Source organism: Streptomyces sp. BV286 (assembly GCF_019090165.1).
Lineage (GTDB): Bacteria > Actinomycetota > Actinomycetes > Streptomycetales > Streptomycetaceae > Streptomyces.
In genome coordinates this window covers 1-16173 of record NZ_JAHRIB010000070.1, presented here as the reverse complement: position 1 = coordinate 16173, position 16173 = coordinate 1, and the positions used below count along the sequence as shown (strand labels likewise).

Sequence of the window (16173 nt, the reverse complement as noted above, 5' to 3'; positions counted from 1 at the left end):
CGCCGCACACCCGAGACCCCTCGGCTTCGGGAACACGTGCGCTGATGTCCCCCGACACCCCCGACACCCACGGCACTCGCAGCACTCCCAGGAGAGGACCTCGTTCCATGGCCGATGCCCCCACCGGCAAGGTGACCTTCGTCGGAGCCGGGCCCGGCGCCGCCGACCTGCTGACGTTCCGTGCCGCGCGCGCCATCGCCGAGGCCGACGTCGTGATCTGGGCGGCCAGCCTGGTGCAGGCGGAGGTTCTCGAACACGCCCGTGAGGGTGCCGAGATCCTGGACTCGGCGACCATGTCGCTGGAGGACGTCGTCGCCGTGTACGAGCGGGCGGCGGCGGACGGGCTGAAGGTGGCCCGCATCCACTCGGGCGACCCGGCGCTCTGGGGCGGCACGCAGGAGCAGGTCGACCGGTGCGCCGACATCGGTATCGAGACGGAGATCGTGCCCGGCGTCTCGTCCTTCTCGGCCGTCGCCGCGCTCGCCCAGCGCGAGCTGACCATCCCCGAGGTCGCACAGTCCGTGATCCTCACCCGGCTCGGCGGGGGCAAGACGCCGATGCCGCCGGGCGAGGAGGTGCGGGAGTTCGCGCGGCACGGCACCACGATGGCCCTGTTCCTGTCGGCCGCCCGCAGCGGGCAGCTCGTACGGGAGCTGCTGGAGGGCGGGTATCCGACCTCGACCCCGGTCGTCGTCGCCTATCAGGCGACCTGGCCGGAGGAACTGATCGTGAGGTGCACGATCGAGACGCTGGAGGAGACCGTCAAGGAGCACAAGCTCTGGAAGCACACGTTGTTCCTGGTCGGCCCGGCCCTCGAAGCGCACGGCACGCGCTCGCACCTCTACCACCCCGGCCACTTCCACGGCTTCCGCAAGGCCGACCCCCAGGCCCGCAAGGCGCTGCGGACGCGGGGTGCCACACCGTGATCACCGTCGTCGGTACGGGCACGGGGGCGCCCCTTCCCCCGGACGCCGAGGAGGCGTTGGGCGGAGCGGGGCTCGTCGTCGGTGCCCGGCGTCACCTGGACCGCGCCGCACTCCCGGACACGGCCTCGCGGATCGTCCTCGGCCCGCTCGCGCCCGCCCTCGACGCGATCGAGCGGTATCTGGAGAAGGCGGAGACGGCGGCGGAGGCGCAGGCCGCGGCGGAGACCCCGCCCCAGACCGGAACCGCGACAGCGACAGCGGCAGCGGCGGCAGCGGCAGGGAGTGCGGCGACGGCGGACCGGACGAACCCGGCGGCGTGGGCCGCCGGCCAGGGCCGGGTCGTCGTGCTGGCTTCCGGGGACCCGGGGTTCTTCGGGATCGTCCGGGCGCTCGCGGAGCGGTTCGGGGCCGGGCGGCTGGACGTGCGCCCGGGGGTGTCGTCCGTCGCCACCGCCTTCGCGCGGGCCGGGCTGACATGGGACGACGCCGTGGTGGTGAGCGCGCACGGACGGGACCTGCGGACCGCCGTGAACGTCTGCCGGGCCCACCCGAAGGTGGCCGTGCTGACGGGCCCCGGATCCGGGCCCGCGGAGCTCGGCGCCGCACTGCGGTCCGGCGACCGGATGCTCGTGGTGGCATCGGCGCTCGGTTCGGGCTCGGGAGCGAGCGCGGGTACGGGTTCGGGTGCGGGTACGGGAGCGAGCGCGGGTTCGGGTGCCGGCGAAGGCTCGGGGTCCGGTTCGGCTTCGGGTTCCGGTGAGCGGGTGGAGCGGGTGACGCCCGCCGAGGCCGCCGTACGCGACTGGGGTCAGGCGGTGAACGTCGTGCTGTGCCTCGACGAGTCACGCCTCCTGTCGCCCGCGCGCACGATCGCCGGTCCGGCGCCGACGCCCTCCCGATGGGCGCTGGCCGAGAGCGAGTTCGCCCACCGGGACTCGATGATCACCAAGTTCGAGGTACGGGCGCTGGCGCTGGCGCGGCTCGGACCGCGGCTCGGTGACCATGTGTGGGACATCGGCGCCGGGTCCGGTTCGGTCGCCGTGGAGTGCGCCCGGCTCGGGGCCGCCGTGACCGCCGTGGAGAAGACCCGGGACGGCGTGGAGCGCGTGCGCGCCAACGCGGCCGCGCACGGGGTCGACGTGACCGCCGTGCACGGGGCCGCCCCGACCGTGCTGTCCGACCTGCCCGATCCCGACGCCGTGTTCGTCGGCGGGGGCGGGCGGGAGCTGCCCGCCATCGTGACGGCCTGCGCGCGGCGGGCCCGGCGGTCGGTCGTCGTGGCGATGGCCGCGCTCGACCGGGTTCCGGCGGTGCGGGACGCGCTCGTCCTGGCCGGGCTCGACTGCGAGGGCGTGCTGCTGCAGTCGTCCCGGCTCGCGCCGCTGCCCGGGGACGTCACCCGGCTCGCGGCGACCAACCCCGTGTTCCTGCTGTGGGGCGTCAGGCCTCCGGCGCACAGTGAAGGAGTCACCCAGTGATCGGCCTGATTTCCGCGACGGCCGCCGGGTCGGCGGGCTGCGAGCGGGTGGCCTCGGCCTGGCCCGGCCGCACCCGCGTCTACGAGGGGCCCGTCGGGGACGCCGTGCGGCGGGCTTTCACGGAGTGCGAGCAGCTCGTGTGCTTCCTCGCCACGGGGGCCGTGGTGCGGCTCGTCGCGCCGCTGCTCGCCGACAAGGCGTCCGACCCGGGGATCGTGTGCGTCGACGAGGGCGGACGGTTCGCGGTGTCCCTGGTCGGCGGTCACGGGGGCGGCGCCAACGAACTCGCCCACGAAATCGCGGAGCTGCTCGGAGCCGAACCGGTCGTGACGACCGCCACCGACTCCGTCGGCGTGCCGGGTCTCGACACGCTCGGCTTCCCGGCCGAGGGTGACGTGGCGGGGGTGTCACGGGCCATGCTGGACGGCGAACCGGTCGTCCTGGAGGCCGAGTTGGCCTGGCCGTTGCCGCCGCTCCCGGCCCTCGCACCCGAGGGTGCGCATTCGATTCGCGTGACCGACAGGGCCGTTGAGCCCGCCGAGCGCGAGGTCGTTCTCCGGCCGCCTTCCCTCGTCGTCGGTGTCGGTGCCTCCAAGGGCGCTCCCGTCGACGAGGTGCTCGGGCTCGTCGAGGAGGCCCTGCGCGATGCCGGGCTGTCCGCGAGGTCCGTCGCCGAGCTCGCCACCGTCGACGCGAAGGCCGGTGAGCCCGGCATCGTCGGGGCGGCCGAGCGGCTCGGGGTGCCGCTGGTGACGTACGCCGCCGAGGAGTTGGCGAAGGTGGACGTGCCGAACCCCTCGGACGCGCCGCTCGCCGCCGTCGGTACGCCCTCCGTCGCCGAGGCCGCGGCGCTCGTCCGCGGCGGTGAACTTCTCGTACCCAAGCGCAAGTCGGCCGCGGTCCCGGCGATGGCGACCTGCGCGGTCGTCCGCCGGGCCGCACGCGGGCGGCTCGCGGTGGTCGGGCTCGGACCCGGCGCCCGGGACCTCCTCACCCCGCGCGCGAAGGACGAACTGCGCCGGGCCTCCGTGCTCGTGGGCCTCGACCAGTACGTCGACCAGATCCGCGACCTGCTCCGCCCGGGCACCCGCGTCCTGGAGTCGGGGCTCGGGGCCGAGGAGGAGCGGGCCCGCACGGCCGTGGCCGAGGCCCGGCTCGGACAGGCCGTCGCGCTGATCGGCAGCGGTGACGCGGGGGTGTACGCGATGGCGTCGCCCGCGCTCGCGGAGGCGTCCGACGACATCGACGTGGTGGGGGTGCCCGGAGTCACGGCCGCGCTCGCGGCCGGGGCGATCCTGGGTGCGCCGCTCGGCCACGACCACGTGTCGATCAGCCTGTCCGACCTGCACACTCCGTGGGAGGTCATCGAGCGCCGGGTACGGGCGGCGGCCGAGGCCGACATCGTGGTCACCTTCTACAACCCGCGCAGCCGGGGCCGTGACTGGCAGCTCCCCAAGGCGCTCACGATCCTCGCGGACCACCGTGAGCCGACGACGCCCGTGGGAGTCGTGCGCAATGCCTCCCGGCCGGACGAGTCCAGCCGGGTCACCACCCTCTCGGGACTCGACCCGGCGACGGTGGACATGATGACGGTGGTGACCGTGGGCAACACGGCGACCCGTGAGATCGCCGGCCGTATGGTGACGCCGCGCGGCTACCGCTGGCAGGAGGAACCCAAGTGAGCCAGGTGGACCGAGGACCCGGGGTGAGCCGGGTGTTCCCGCAGCCGCGGGTCGTGCACCCCATCGAGGAGGAGTCCTTCCGGCGGCTGCGGGCCCGCCTCGACACCTCGCACTTCCCGCCGCTGACCAGGGCCGTCGTGGAGCGGGTGATCCACTCCGCCGCCGACCTGGAGTACGCGGCGGACCTCGTCACGGACGAGGGCGCGCTGGAGAGGGCGCACCGGGCCCTGCACGACGGGGCGCCCGTCGTCGTGGACGTGGAGATGGTCGCGGCGGGCATCACGCGCCGCGAGACCGTGTGCCGTCTCAAGGACGCCAAGTCCGGTCCGGGGCTGACCCGTTCGGCGCACGCCGTCCGGCTCGCGTACGAGCAGGTCGGGCCCGGCGCGCTCTGGGTGATCGGCTGTGCTCCCACCGCGCTGGAGGAGCTGCTCACCCTCGACGCCGCCCCGGCGCTCGTCATCGGTCTGCCCGTCGGTTTCGTCGGTGCGGCCGAGTCCAAGGCGGCGCTCCGCGAGAGCGGGCTGCCCGCCGTCAGCAACGTGTCCGAGAAGGGCGGTTCGGCCGTCGCGGCGGCCGCGCTCAACGCCCTGCTGTACCACCCCGTTTCGTATCCCGAGGAGAAATCGTGACCACCCCCGCCCCCGCCCTGCTCATCGCCGGCCATGGCACCCGGGACGATGCCGGAGCCGAGGCGTTCCGCGACTTCGTCCGGGAGCTGGGCCGCCGCAACCCCGGCCTGCCCGTGGCGGGCGGCTTCATCGAGCTGTCCCCGCCGCCGCTCGGCGACGCGGTGGCCGAGCTGGTCGAGCAGGGGGTGCGCAGGTTCGCCGCGGTTCCCCTGATGCTCGTGTCCGCCGGTCACGCCAAGGGCGACATCCCGGCCGCGCTGACCCGCGAGAAGGAGCGGCACCCCGGGATCTCGTACACGTACGGGCGTCCGCTGGGCCCCCACCCGGCGTTGCTCACCGTGCTGGAGCGACGGCTCGACGAGGCACTCGGCGGGTCGGTGCGCACACCCGAGGACCGGGCCGAGGTGACCGTGCTGCTCGTCGGACGCGGCTCGACCGACCCGGACGCCAACGCGGAGGTGCACAAGGCGGCGCGGCTGCTGTGGGAGGGGCGCGGTTACGCGGGTGTGGAGACGGCGTTCGTCTCGCTGGCCGCGCCGGACGTGCCGTCGGGCCTGGACCGCTGTGTGAAGCTCGGCGCGCGGCGGATCGTCGTGCTCCCCTACTTCCTGTTCACCGGCATCCTTCCGGACCGGGTGCGGCAGCAGACCGAGGGGTGGGCGGCGGCGCATCCGGAGACCGACGTGGTCTCCGCGGACGTCATCGGACCGGAGCCGGAGCTGCTCGACCTGGTCATGGAGCGCTACCGGGAGGCCGTCGAGGGCGATCTGCGGATGAACTGCGACTCCTGCGTCTACCGGATCGCGCTGCCCGGCTTCGAGGACAAGGTGGGGCTTCCCCAGCAGCCGCACTTCCACCCGGACGACGACGGGCACCACCACGGGCACCACCACGGCGGCCACACACACTCCCATGCGCACTGACAGCGACGACAGAGACGGCCCCGGCCCCGGCTCCCGGGGCACCGGCGGTCCCGGTCCTGACGAGCCCGGTCCCGGCGGGCACGGCCGGGCGCACGATCTGCGGCACCACGGCGACGCCGAGGTGCGGGACGACGGCTCGGCGCTCGTCGACCTCGCCGTGAACGTCCGTGCCGGTACTCCCCCGGCCTGGCTGCGCGATCGCATCGCCGCGTCGCTGGGCGGGCTCGCGGCCTACCCGGACGGGCGGGCCGCGCGGGCCGCCGTGGCCGTGCGGCACGGGCTGCCCGTGGAGCGGGTGCTGCTCACGGCCGGAGCCGCCGAGGCCTTCGTGCTGCTCGCCCGGGGGCTGAAGGTCCGTCACCCCGTCGTCGTGCACCCGCAGTTCACGGAGCCGGAGGCGGCGCTGCGGGACGCGGGCCACGCCGTGGACCGGGTGCTGCTGCGGCCGCAGGACGGGTTCCGGCTCGACCCGTCGGCGGTTCCCGAGGAAGCGGACCTGGTGGTGATCGGCAACCCGACCAACCCCACGTCCGTCCTCCATCCGGCCGGTCTGATCGCCCGACTCGCCCGTCCCGGGCGGACATTGGTGGTCGACGAGGCGTTCATGGACGCGGTGCCGGACGAGCGGGAGGCGCTGGCGGGGCGCACCGACGTGCCGGGGCTCGTGGTGCTGCGCAGCCTCACCAAGACGTGGGGGCTCGCGGGGCTGCGGATCGGTTACGTGCTCGCGGACCCCGAGACGGTCGCCGGGCTCGAACGCGGACAGCCGCTGTGGCCGGTGTCCACGCCCGCGCTGGCCGCCGCCGAGGCCTGTATGACCCCGAGGGCCCTCGCCGAGCAGGCGCAGGCGGCCCGTCGCGTCGCCACGGACCGGGCCCATCTGGTCGCGGGACTCAAGGAGTTCGCGTCCGACGGGGTCCGGGTCGCGGAGCCCGCCGAGGGGCCCTTCGTCCTGGTCGGCCTCCCCGGGGCGGCGGCGGTCCGGGCCCGGCTGCGCCGACTGGGCTTCGCGGTGAGGCGCGGCGACACGTTCCCGGGGCTGGACGAGACCTGGCTGCGACTGGCGGTACGCGACCGCCCGACGGTCAACCGCTTCCTCCAGGCCCTGGACCAGGCACTGAGCCTACGAGACACCTGACCGACGGTCGGACGACTTCGAGAGCGCCCCCGGAGGGGCGCGAGGAACTGCGCGACCAGCCCCTACCGGCCCGCAGCAGACCAACTCACCCCACCCCACCGCCCCTTCAGGGGCGCGAGGAACGGCGCGACCCACCCCCACCGGCCCGCGGACGACACCCGGCCCTCCCGTCCCTGCCCCTCCTCTCCCGCCCCCGGAGGGAGGTGTCACCTCCGGCGGCGGGCCATCGCGAAGGCCCCACCGCCCGCCACCAGCAGGGCGACCGCCCCCGCGGCGACGTACGGCGTCGCCGAACTGCCTCCGGTCTCGGCGAGGTTGGCCTCCTCGACGGGCGCCCCCTGCGGCTCGACCTCGGCCGCGGGTTCGGTCGGGGCCGCCGCCACGGCGGGTGACTTGCAGGTGGCCTCGGCCAGGGTGACCGTGCCCTCGACATCGGCCACGTTGAGCTTCAACGGGTTCACGGAGACCTTCAGTTCGAGCGCTGTCGCGGCGGCCGTACGCGAGGTGGTGCGCAGGGATGTCAGGTCGAGGCGGACCTCACCGACGCCGGGCACCTTCACCTCGGTGATGCCTCCGGCGGTGAGAGTGGTCCTCCTGCCGAGCACCGTGACCGCGCCCAGCGGGTCGGCCGAGGCGACCGGCTTCTCGCCCACCGCGCAGACCGCCTTCGCGGTGACCTGGTCGACCTCGATCAGGGAGAGCAGGGGCAGACCCGGGAGGTGCACCTTGGCATGGGCGAGGTGCACCGAACCCTCGGCCTTCTCCTCGGTGACGGTCGCGCTCGCCCTGGCGACCTCCGCTCCGAGAACGGTGAACGGTCTGCCGCCCTCGACGCCGTCCAACTTCGCGGTGAGCGTGGTCTTCTCGGCACTCCGCGGAGCCCGGACCTCGTTGAGCGAGACCGCGAGCGGGACGTCGACGGTCTTGTCGAGCAGGGAGACGTCGAGCCCGGTGCGCAGGACGACGGCTCCGGCGCGACCGCGGTCGTCGGTCGCGTGGGCCTGGCCCGCACCGGCCAGGGTCGCGGGACCCGCGGCCAGGGCGGCGGCGGCCGCGGTGGCGGCCATCCTGCGTGCGGGCATGCGGAAAGCGTTGCTGTTCAAGGTGGTGGGACCCCCACATAGACAGAACTGGAGACGCGACGCCGCCGGAGGCTCCGCGCACGGGGACCTGTGGGGAGCGTCCGGCGGCGTCGATGCGGGAATCCTCACGCACGGAGAGTGAACAGTCAGCAAGCTGACGGGAGTTCACCCGTACGTGGAGTTTCCGCGCATCTCTTCGAATGACCCGGCACGTACGTTCCTCGCGGTCACCCGGATCACCGAACTGGCTCGAAAGCGCCGGTCGACGCGCCGGAGCCCGCGGGGGCGCGCGGAGCGGGCACGCGCGGCCCATCGGTCACGCTCCGTCAGCTCGCCGCCGCCCGGCCCGAGCGGCGGGAGTCGCGGCTATCCGACGATCCTGCCGTTGAGCACCACCCGTCGCGGTGCCGCCAGGACCCGGACGTCCGCCCTGGGGTCCTCTTCGTACACGACGAGGTCGGCCTGCGCGCCCTCCTCCAGGCCCGGCCGTCCCAGCCATGCCCGGGCGCCCCAGGTGGTGGCCGAAAGCGCCTCGACGGGCGGGATGCCGGCGGTCACCAGTTCGGCGACCTCCCCCGCCACCAGGCCGTGCGGAAGCGTGCCGCCCGCGTCGGTACCGACGTACACCGGGATCCCGGCGTCGTACGCGGCCCGCACGGTGTCGTAGCGCCGCTCGTGGAGCCGCCGCATGTGTGCCGACCACTGGGGGAACCTGGCCTCGCCCCCGGCCGCGAGCTGCGGGAAGGTCGCGATGTTGACGAGGGTCGGGACGATCGCGACACCGCGCTCCGCGAACAGCGGGATGGTGTCCTCGGTCAGTCCGGTGGCGTGCTCCACGCAGTCGATGCCCGCCTCGACGAGGTCGCGCAGCGAGTCCTCGGCGAAGCAGTGCGCGGTGACCCGGGCTCCGAGGCGGTGGGCCTCGGCGATCGCCGCCTCGACCTCGGCGCGGGGCCAGCACGCGCCGAGGTCGCCCGTTCCGCGGTCGATCCAGTCCCCCACCAGCTTCACCCAGCCGTCGCCGCGCCGGGCCTCCCCGGCCACGTACGCGACGAGGTCCTCGGGCTCGATCTCGTGCGCAAAGCCCCGGATGTAGCGGCGGGTGCGGGCGATGTGGCGGCCCGCCCTGATGATCTTCGGCAGGTCGTCGCGCTCGTCGGCCCAGCGGGTGTCGGAGGGCGAGCCCGCGTCGCGGATGAGCAGCGTGCCGGCCTCGCGGTCGGCCAGGGCCTGCTTCTCGGCGACGTCGTCCGGGACCGGGCCGTGGGGGCCGAGGCCCACGTGGCAGTGGGCGTCGACCAGTCCGGGCAGTGCCCAGCCGTGCACGGTACGGACGTCGCGGGCGCCGTCGGGGCGCTCGTACGTGATCCGCCCGCCGACGACCCAGAGTTCGTCCCGGACGTCGTCGGGGCCGACGAGCACCCGTCCCTTTACCTGCAGCACCGGCTGATCGCTCATGGGCAGCACCTTAGTTCGGCGACCGCGGGTGGTCCGTGGCCGGTCGCGCCCACGCGGCGCGTCCGCACGACGACCCGGCCCCGCGCCCTGCGGGGCGTTCCCTGCGGGGCGTTGTCCTACGGGGCGCCGTCCTCCTCCACGTCCGCCATCGCCGGGTCCAGCAGGCGGGACAGGAAGTGCCTGGTCCGCTCGTGGGTCGGATTGCCGATGACCTGGGCGGGTGCGCCGGACTCGACGACTACACCGCCGTCCATGAAGACGACCCGGTCGGCGACCTCGCGGGCGAAGGTCATCTCGTGGGTGACGACCATCATGGTCATGCCCTCGTCGGCGAGCATGCGCATCACGGCGAGCACGTCCCCGACGAGCTCCGGGTCGAGCGCCGAGGTGGGCTCGTCGAAGAGCATCACCTGGGGGCCCATGGCGAGCGCGCGGGCGATGGCGACGCGCTGCTGCTGGCCACCGGAGAGGGACGCGGGATACGCGTCCGCCTTCTCCGAGAGCCCGACGCGGCGGAGGTTCTCGGCGGCGACCTTCGCGGCCTCGGCCTTGTCGCGGCCCAGCACCCGGCGCTGCGGCAGCGTCAGGTTGTCGGTCACCGACAGGTGCGGGAAGAGGTTGAACTGCTGGAAGACCATCCCGATCCGGCGGCGCACCGCGTCGATGTCCACATCGGGGTCGGTGACCTCGGTGCCGCCGACGAAGACCTGCCCCTCGGTGGGTTCCTCAAGGAGGTTCACGCAGCGGAGCAGGGTGGATTTGCCCGAACCGGAGGGGCCGATGACGCACACGACCTCGCCGGAGCCGACCTCCAGGTCGATGCCGCGCAGCACCTCGTTGTCGCCGAAGGACTTGTGCAGGCCGCGGACCTGGATCTCCGGCGTACCGGCCGTTCCGTTCACGTCGGCCTTGCTGATCGAGCTGCTCACTTGGCCTCCCCGGCCTTCGCCTCAAGGCGGCGTACGACGAACCCGAGCGGGATCGTGACCAGCAGGTAGCACAGGCCCGCCACCAGGATCGGTGTCGAGTTGGCGGTCTCGCTGGCCAGGTCGCGGCCGAACTTGGACAGTTCGCGCTCCTCCAGCGTGACGCCGAGGAACAGCACGAGTGAGGAGTCCTTGAAGAGGAGCACCAACTCGTTGGTGAGCGGCGGGATCACGATCCGGAACGCCTGCGGAATGATGATGGACACCATGGCCCGGGCGTGGGAGAAGCCCAGCGAACGGGCCGCCTCCATCTGTCCCTTGGGGACGGCCTGGATGCCGGCGCGGATCGTCTCCGCCATGTACGCGGCAGCCACCAGGCCGAGCGCGAGCGCGACCTTGCCGTACGTGCCGCCGGGGATCTCCGTGCCGGGGAACGCCAACGGCACGGCGACGCCCACGAAGATGAAGATCAGCAGGGCGGGCAGCCCGCGGAAGATCTCGATGTAGATGCCGGCCAGCCAGCGGTACGGACCGACCGAGGAGAGCCGCATCAGGGCGACGACCACGCCGAGGGCGAGGCCGAAGACGAACCCGGAGATCGTGTAGAGGACGGTGTTCTTCAGCGCCAGCGTGATGATGTCGGGGAACATCCGCTCGGCCAGCTCGACCTGGGCGAACTGGTTCCGCAGCTGCCCCCAGTCGGCCGTGACGCCGAGGGCGACCAGCGCGGCGACGAACACCGCGTACTGGACGCCCTGCGACACGGCCCGCTTCTGGCGCCTGGTCAGACCGCTCCTGCGTGGCTGGACCTTGGTGTCGGTCCCACTCATGAGGAGGCGGACGGGGAGGCCGAGGCGGCGCCCGCCGCGCTCTCGTCGTACGGTCCGATCCACTTCTCGTACAGCTTCTTGTACGTGCCGTCGGCCTTCGCGTCCGCCAGTGCCTTGTTGACGGCTTCGAGGAGCTTGGTGTTGCCCTTCTTCATCGTGAAGCCGTACTCCTCACCGGTGTTGATGTTGTCGGCGACCTCGAACGCGGCGGCGTTGGCCTTGTCCTTCAGCCAGCCCTGGACGACCGGGTAGTCGATGACGACGGCCTTGACCTGGCCGGTGCGCAGGCCGTTCAGGAGGGCGTCCGAGGACTCGAAGGAGACCGGGTTCAGGCCCTTGCTCTTCGCGTACTCCTCGCCGGTGGTCTGTGCCTGGGCACCGACCTTCTGGCCCTTGAGGTCCGCGAAGGAGGAGATGCCGCTCTTCTTGTCGGCCAGGACACCCTGGGTGGCCTCGAAGTACGGGTCGGAGAAGTCGACGTTCTTCTTGCGCTCGTCGGTGATCGTCATGCCGGCCGCGGCGAGGTCGCACTGGCCGGAGTTGAGGGACCCGCCGGTCTTGAAGTTCTCGAAGGGCTGGTCGAGGATCTCCTGCTTCACGCCGAGGTCCTTGGCGACCAGGTCGACCAGCGACACGTCGAAGCCCTGCACCTTGCCGTCGATCTCCGACTGGAACGGCGGGTACGGCAGGTGCGTGCAGGTGGTGAGCTGTCCGCCCTTCACCAGCTCGACCCCGTTCGCGGTGGTCTTCTTCCCCCCGTCGTCGTCCGAGGAGCAGCCGGCGACGAGCAGCAGCCCGGCCGTCGCGGTGGTGGCGGCCAGAATGCGGGTCCGGCGCCCGAGGACGATGTTCACGGGGGTGACCTCCTGTGGGGAAACTGTGGCTTCTGATTATAAGGATTGGTTTGAGGCACTCAAACCAATCCCATGGCCATTGAGCTGTCCGGCCTCAGAAGTCGCCGGTGGGGCGAGCGCTGGGACGCCGGTTACGCTCGTTGCTGCCTACCCCGTGAGTGAAGAGAGCAACGCCGTGACCCACCCCTTCCTGGACCTGGCGCCGCTGAGCGCCGCGCATTTCGCGTCGATCGAGGACCGCGTGGCGCGGCTGCTCTCCACCGAGCAGGACGTCGTGATCACGCAGGGTGAGGCGCTGCTGCCCCTGGAGGGGGCCATCCGCGGCACCGCGGGCCCCGGCACGACGGCCCTGAACGTGATCACCGGTCCGTACGGGCAGACGTTCGGCGACTGGCTCCGGGACTGCGGAGCGACGGTCCACGACCTGGCCGTCCCCTTCCACACGGCGGTCACGGCGGCCCAGATCCGGGAGGCCTTCGCCGAGCACCCGGAGATCGACTTCGTCTCGCTGGTGCACGCGGAGGCGGCCACCGGGAACACCAACCCGGTCGCGGAGATCGGCGAGGTCGTACGGGAGCACGGTGCCCTCTTCTACCTGGACGCGGTGGCCTCGATCGGCGCCGAGCCGGTGCTGCCGGACGCGTGGGGCGTGGACCTGTGCGTGATCGGGGCGCAGAAGGCGATGGGCGGCCCCGCCGGGGTCTCGGCGGTGTCGGTGAGCGAGCGGGCGTGGGCCCGCATGTCCGCGAACCCGCACGCTCCGCGCCGCTCCTATCTCTCCCTCCTGGACTGGAAGGAGCGCTGGACCGACGCCGGCCGCACGACCCTTCTCCATGCTCCGGCGCAGCTGGAGATGCTGGCCCTGGACGCGTGTGTCCGGCGCATCGAGGAGGAGGGGCTCGACACCGTGATGTCCCGCCACGCGGCGGCCGCGGCGGCCACGCGGGCGGGGGCGCTCGCGCTGGGCGCGGGGATCGAGCCGTACGTGCACGAGGCCTCGGAGGCTGCGCCGGTGGCCACGACGCTGCGCACCCCCGCCGGGGTGAACGCCGCCGAGCTGGTGGCCAGGGCGCTGGCCGCCGATCCGGCGCTTCCGCTGGCCGCGGGCGGCGGCGCCCTCGCCAAGGAGATGATCCGGGTCAACCACTACGGCCCGGCGGCAACGCCGGACTCCGTCCGGGCCTGCCTCTCCGCACTGGGCGCCGCGCTGGCCGAGCGCTGACGTCAGGTGCGGTCCGGTGGGGGCTGGTCGCGCAGTTCCCCGTGCCCCTGACAGACATGACAGACAGAGGCCGGCTGCGCGACCCTTCACAACGAGCCCGCGGCCACGGGAATGGCCCAAGCCCGTTGAACGTTCACGTATCGAGCGGAGGCCGCCTCCGTACCCGTCCGTACGAGCCGAAAGAGCGAAGACATGCGCGTCGAGATCTGGAGCGACATCGCCTGCCCCTGGTGCTACGTGGGCAAGGCCCGCTTCGAGAAGGCGCTCGACGCCTTCGCGCACCGCGACGACGTCGAGGTGGTGCACCGCTCCTTCGAGCTCGACCCGGGCCGCGCCAGGGACGACGTCCAGCCGGTCCTCGCGATGCTCACCAAGAAGTACGGCATGAGCGAGGCACAGGCGCAGGCCGGCGAGGAGAACCTGGGCACCCAGGCCGCCGCCGAGGGCCTGGAGTACCGCACCCGGGACCGCGACCACGGCAGCACCTTCGACATGCACCGGCTGCTGCACCTCGCCAAGGACCGGGGCCGCCAGGACGAGCTGATCGGGGTGTTCTACCGGGCGAACTTCGCCGAGGAGCGCTCCGTCTTCGCCGACGACGAGCGGCTCGTGGAGCTGTCCGCCGCCGCCGGGCTCGACGCCGACGAGGCCCGCGCGGTACTGGCCGACCCGGCCGCGTACGCCGACGAGGTCCGTGCCGACGAGCGCGAGGCCGCCGAGCTGGGCGCGAACGGTGTGCCGTTCTTCGTCCTCGACCGTAAGTACGGCGTCTCCGGCGCCCAGCCCGCCGAGGTCTTCACGCAGGCCCTGGAGCAGGCGTGGGCCGCCCACTCCCCGCTGAAGCTCATCCAGCAGGACGACGCCGAGGCGTGCGGCCCCGACGGATGCGCGGTGCCCCAGCAGCACTGACGAAGGGAAAAGCGCAGGTCGGAGCGGATCTATAAGCGCTCCTTGGCGAAACCACGTAGAAATCGGCAATGGACGGGGAGTTCCCGGAGCCGCAGAGTGGTCGCATGGAGACCTTCGAGAGCCTCGTCCGAGCCGAGTTCGCCCCGAAGAACACCTATCTGAACACCGCCAGTACCGGGCTGCTCCCGGCCCGCGCGGTCGACGCCGTCCGGGCCGGCGTCGAGTCCGTGGCGGCCGGGCAGCCGCAGGACATGTTCGCCGACGTGGAGGCGGCCCGCGCCTCCTTCGCCCGGCTCGTGGGAGTGCCGGACCGCCGGGTCGCGGCCGGGGCCTCGGTCGCCGTCTACACCGGACTGATCGCCGCCTCACTGCCCGAGGGCGCCGAAGTCCTCACCGCCGAGGCCGACTTCACCTCCGTGGTGAACCCCTTCCATGTGCGCCGGGACCTCAAGGTGCGCACCGTGCCGCTGGAGCGGATCGCCGAGTCGGTGCGCCCCGGCACCGCCCTGGTCGCGGTGAGCGCCGCCCAGTCCGCGGACGGCCGGATCGCCGACCTGCCCGCGCTGCGCGAGGCCGCCCGCGAACACGGCGCCCGTACGTACGTCGACGCGTCCCAGGCCGCCGGATGGCTCCCGGTCGACGCGGACGCGTACGACTACGTCTCCTCCGTCGCCTTCAAGTGGCTCGTCTGCCCGCGGGGCGTGGCCTTCCTGGTCGTTCCGGAGGATCTGGGCGGACTGGACCCCGTCTTCGCGGGCTGGGTGGCGGGAGAGCACCCGTGGGACAGCTGCTACGGGCCGGTCGAGGAACTCGCCCACTCCGCGCGGCGGTTCGACGAGAGCCCGAGCCTCTTCTCGTACGCCGGTGCCCGCCACTCCCTGGAGCTGATCGAGCAGCTGGGCGTGGACGCCGTACGCGCCCATGACCTCGCGCTCGCCGACCGGTTCCGGAAGGGACTGGCCGCGCTGGGGCAGGAGCCGGTCCCGGCGCCGGGCTCGGCCATCGTCTCCGTGCCCGGCCTCGGCCACCGGCAGCCGGAGTTGAGCCGGGCGGGCATCGAGGTCTCCGACCGTGCGGGCCATCTGCGGGCCGCCTTCCACCTGTACAACACGACCGCGGACGTGGACCGGCTGCTGGACGTCCTGTCCGGCTGATTCCCCGGCCCACTGGCGCACGGCCGACGAGGACGCTAGGAAGGGCACCACGAGGTGGTGGTGCCGGTGGAGCCAACTCTCCACACGCCCGAACGGCCGTCCGCGGACGCGGAGTTGCACCGGAGGCTGGTGTACGGCGACGAGAGCGCGCTGGCCGAGGCGTACACGGCGTACAGCGGGCTGGTCCGGCGGATCGCCGTACGGGTCACGCAGAGTCCGGCGGCCGCCGAGGACGTGGCGCAGGAGGTCTTCGCCCAGCTGTGGAGCAGGCCGTACGCGTTCGACGCGCGCCGGGGCTCGCTGCGCACCTGGCTGTCCCTGCTCGCGCACCGGCGGGCCGTGGACTGGGTGCGCGGCGAGGCCCGGCAGCGCAGGGACGCCCACACGGACGACTCCGCGCTGCACGCGATCCCGGACGCCCGGCCCGGCCCCGACGAGGCGGTCGTCGACCGCGAACGCGCCCTCCTGCTGCACTCCGCGCTGGCCGAACTCCCGCAGACCCAGCGGGAGGTGGTCCACCTCGCGTACTTCGCGGGCCGCACCTACCGCCAGGTGGCCGTCGAGCTCGGCATCCCGGAGGGCACCGCCAAGACCCGTCTGCGGTCGGCGCTGCGCAGGCTGGCCGCGTCCTTGGCGGATCCGGCCGAACCGCCGGATCCGCCCGGCCCGGCGGATCCGGCGTGGGAGAGGGGCGCATGATGGCGGCAGGGGAAGGAGGCGTCCGGTGAGCGACGATCACGACGGCGTGCCCGGGCTGCTGGCCGACCGGGCCCTCGGCATGCTGCGGGCCTCGGACGAGCGGACGGTCCGGTCGCACCTGGCCGGGTGCGAGAACTGCGCCGCGCGGGCGGAGCGGCTCCGCGCGACGGTGCGGCTGCTGGACGCGCCCCCGGGAGCGGCGGAGCCGGCCGCGGCACAGGACGGTCCGGCCGGACCGGACGGGGTGCTCGCCGTCGCTC

The 16173-nt window shown here is 73.3% G+C and carries 15 protein-coding genes and 1 pseudogene; 11 read left to right on the top strand and 5 right to left on the bottom strand.

The genetic code is table 11. From position 1 onward, the window contains the following. Positions 1–107: 107 nt before the first annotated feature. From cobM to cobC, 6 genes are read left to right on the top strand one after another with little or no spacing between them, the layout of a single operon-like run. Complete coding sequence (cobM, locus tag KUF83_RS10375; RefSeq protein WP_217454321.1) at positions 108–926, top strand: precorrin-4 C(11)-methyltransferase; 819 nt, start codon at positions 108–110, stop codon at positions 924–926. Further along, a complete protein-coding gene (gene cbiE, locus KUF83_RS10370; RefSeq protein WP_217454320.1) occupies positions 923–2404 on the top strand; it encodes a precorrin-6y C5,15-methyltransferase (decarboxylating) subunit CbiE in 1482 nt (493 codons plus the stop codon). Before cobM ends, cbiE begins: the two co-directional genes overlap by 4 nt. Then, a complete protein-coding gene (gene cobJ, locus KUF83_RS10365; protein ID WP_217454319.1) occupies positions 2401–4086 on the top strand; it encodes a precorrin-3B C(17)-methyltransferase in 1686 nt (561 codons plus the stop codon). Before cbiE ends, cobJ begins: the two co-directional genes overlap by 4 nt. A gap of 23 nt (positions 4087–4109) precedes the next feature. Continuing rightward, positions 4110–4718: a precorrin-8X methylmutase gene (locus tag KUF83_RS10360; RefSeq protein ID WP_217454343.1), complete on the top strand. Its 609-nt coding sequence runs from the start codon at positions 4110–4112 to the stop codon at positions 4716–4718. Continuing rightward, complete coding sequence (locus KUF83_RS10355; RefSeq protein WP_217454318.1) at positions 4715–5641, top strand: sirohydrochlorin chelatase; 927 nt, start codon at positions 4715–4717, stop codon at positions 5639–5641. The genes KUF83_RS10360 and KUF83_RS10355 overlap by 4 nt, the downstream gene beginning before the upstream one ends. After that, positions 5631–6779: an Rv2231c family pyridoxal phosphate-dependent protein CobC gene (gene cobC, locus KUF83_RS10350; RefSeq protein ID WP_217454317.1), complete on the top strand. Its 1149-nt coding sequence runs from the start codon at positions 5631–5633 to the stop codon at positions 6777–6779. Before KUF83_RS10355 ends, cobC begins: the two co-directional genes overlap by 11 nt. A gap of 206 nt (positions 6780–6985) precedes the next feature. On the opposite strand, the gene KUF83_RS10345 is transcribed toward cobC, so the two are convergent. The 5 genes from KUF83_RS10345 to KUF83_RS10325 form a co-directional block, all read right to left on the bottom strand. Beyond that, positions 6986–7882 (bottom strand): SCO1860 family LAETG-anchored protein, encoded by an 897-nt coding sequence (locus tag KUF83_RS10345; RefSeq protein WP_217454316.1) that lies wholly within the window; start codon positions 7880–7882, stop codon positions 6986–6988. Positions 7883–8227: 345 nt separating this feature from the next. Next, positions 8228–9319, bottom strand: a complete 1092-nt coding sequence (locus KUF83_RS10340; protein ID WP_217454315.1) for an amidohydrolase family protein — start codon at positions 9317–9319, stop codon at positions 8228–8230. A gap of 116 nt (positions 9320–9435) precedes the next feature. Beyond that, positions 9436–10248, bottom strand: coding sequence for an amino acid ABC transporter ATP-binding protein (locus tag KUF83_RS10335; RefSeq protein WP_374106035.1), 813 nt, complete (start codon positions 10246–10248; stop codon positions 9436–9438). Beyond that, on the bottom strand, positions 10245–11075 hold the full coding sequence (locus KUF83_RS10330) for an amino acid ABC transporter permease (protein ID WP_217454314.1): 831 nt from the start codon (positions 11073–11075) through the stop codon (positions 10245–10247). The genes KUF83_RS10335 and KUF83_RS10330 overlap by 4 nt, the downstream gene beginning before the upstream one ends. Next, a complete protein-coding gene (locus tag KUF83_RS10325) occupies positions 11072–11929 on the bottom strand; it encodes an ABC transporter substrate-binding protein (RefSeq protein WP_217454313.1) in 858 nt (285 codons plus the stop codon). The genes KUF83_RS10330 and KUF83_RS10325 overlap by 4 nt, the downstream gene beginning before the upstream one ends. A gap of 175 nt (positions 11930–12104) precedes the next feature. Between KUF83_RS10325 and KUF83_RS10320 the strand changes: the two genes are divergently transcribed. The 5 genes and pseudogenes from KUF83_RS10320 to KUF83_RS10300 form a co-directional block, all read left to right on the top strand. Further along, the gene (locus KUF83_RS10320) at positions 12105–13151 is read left to right on the top strand and encodes an aminotransferase class V-fold PLP-dependent enzyme (protein ID WP_217454341.1); all 1047 of its coding nucleotides are present in this window, start codon (positions 12105–12107) and stop codon (positions 13149–13151) included. Positions 13152–13343: 192 nt separating this feature from the next. Further along, the gene (locus KUF83_RS10315; RefSeq protein WP_217454312.1) at positions 13344–14060 is read left to right on the top strand and encodes a DsbA family oxidoreductase; all 717 of its coding nucleotides are present in this window, start codon (positions 13344–13346) and stop codon (positions 14058–14060) included. 104 nt (positions 14061–14164) lie between these two features. Next, positions 14165–15214 (top strand): aminotransferase class V-fold PLP-dependent enzyme, encoded by a 1050-nt coding sequence (locus KUF83_RS10310; RefSeq protein ID WP_254643645.1) that lies wholly within the window; start codon positions 14165–14167, stop codon positions 15212–15214. A gap of 54 nt (positions 15215–15268) precedes the next feature. Continuing rightward, positions 15269–15913 carry an RNA polymerase sigma factor gene (locus KUF83_RS10305; RefSeq protein ID WP_217454310.1) on the top strand — a complete coding sequence of 215 codons (645 nt, stop codon included), beginning with the start codon at positions 15269–15271 and terminating at the stop codon, positions 15911–15913. Positions 15914–15938: 25 nt separating this feature from the next. Continuing rightward, positions 15939–16173, top strand: a pseudogene (locus KUF83_RS10300) (zf-HC2 domain-containing protein); the annotation flags it as partial.

Coding starts and splice junctions, on each gene's coding strand:
- cobM (WP_217454321.1), top strand. CDS start 108: ATGGCCGATGCCCCCACCGGCAAGGTGACCTTCGTCGGAGCCGGGCCC.
- cobC (WP_217454317.1), top strand. CDS start 5,631: ATGCGCACTGACAGCGACGACAGAGACGGCCCCGGCCCCGGCTCCCGG.
- KUF83_RS10340 (WP_217454315.1), bottom strand. CDS start 9,319: ATGAGCGATCAGCCGGTGCTGCAGGTAAAGGGACGGGTGCTCGTCGGC.
- KUF83_RS10330 (WP_217454314.1), bottom strand. CDS start 11,075: ATGAGTGGGACCGACACCAAGGTCCAGCCACGCAGGAGCGGTCTGACC.
- KUF83_RS10315 (WP_217454312.1), top strand. CDS start 13,344: ATGCGCGTCGAGATCTGGAGCGACATCGCCTGCCCCTGGTGCTACGTG.
- KUF83_RS10310 (WP_254643645.1), top strand. CDS start 14,165: ATGGAGACCTTCGAGAGCCTCGTCCGAGCCGAGTTCGCCCCGAAGAAC.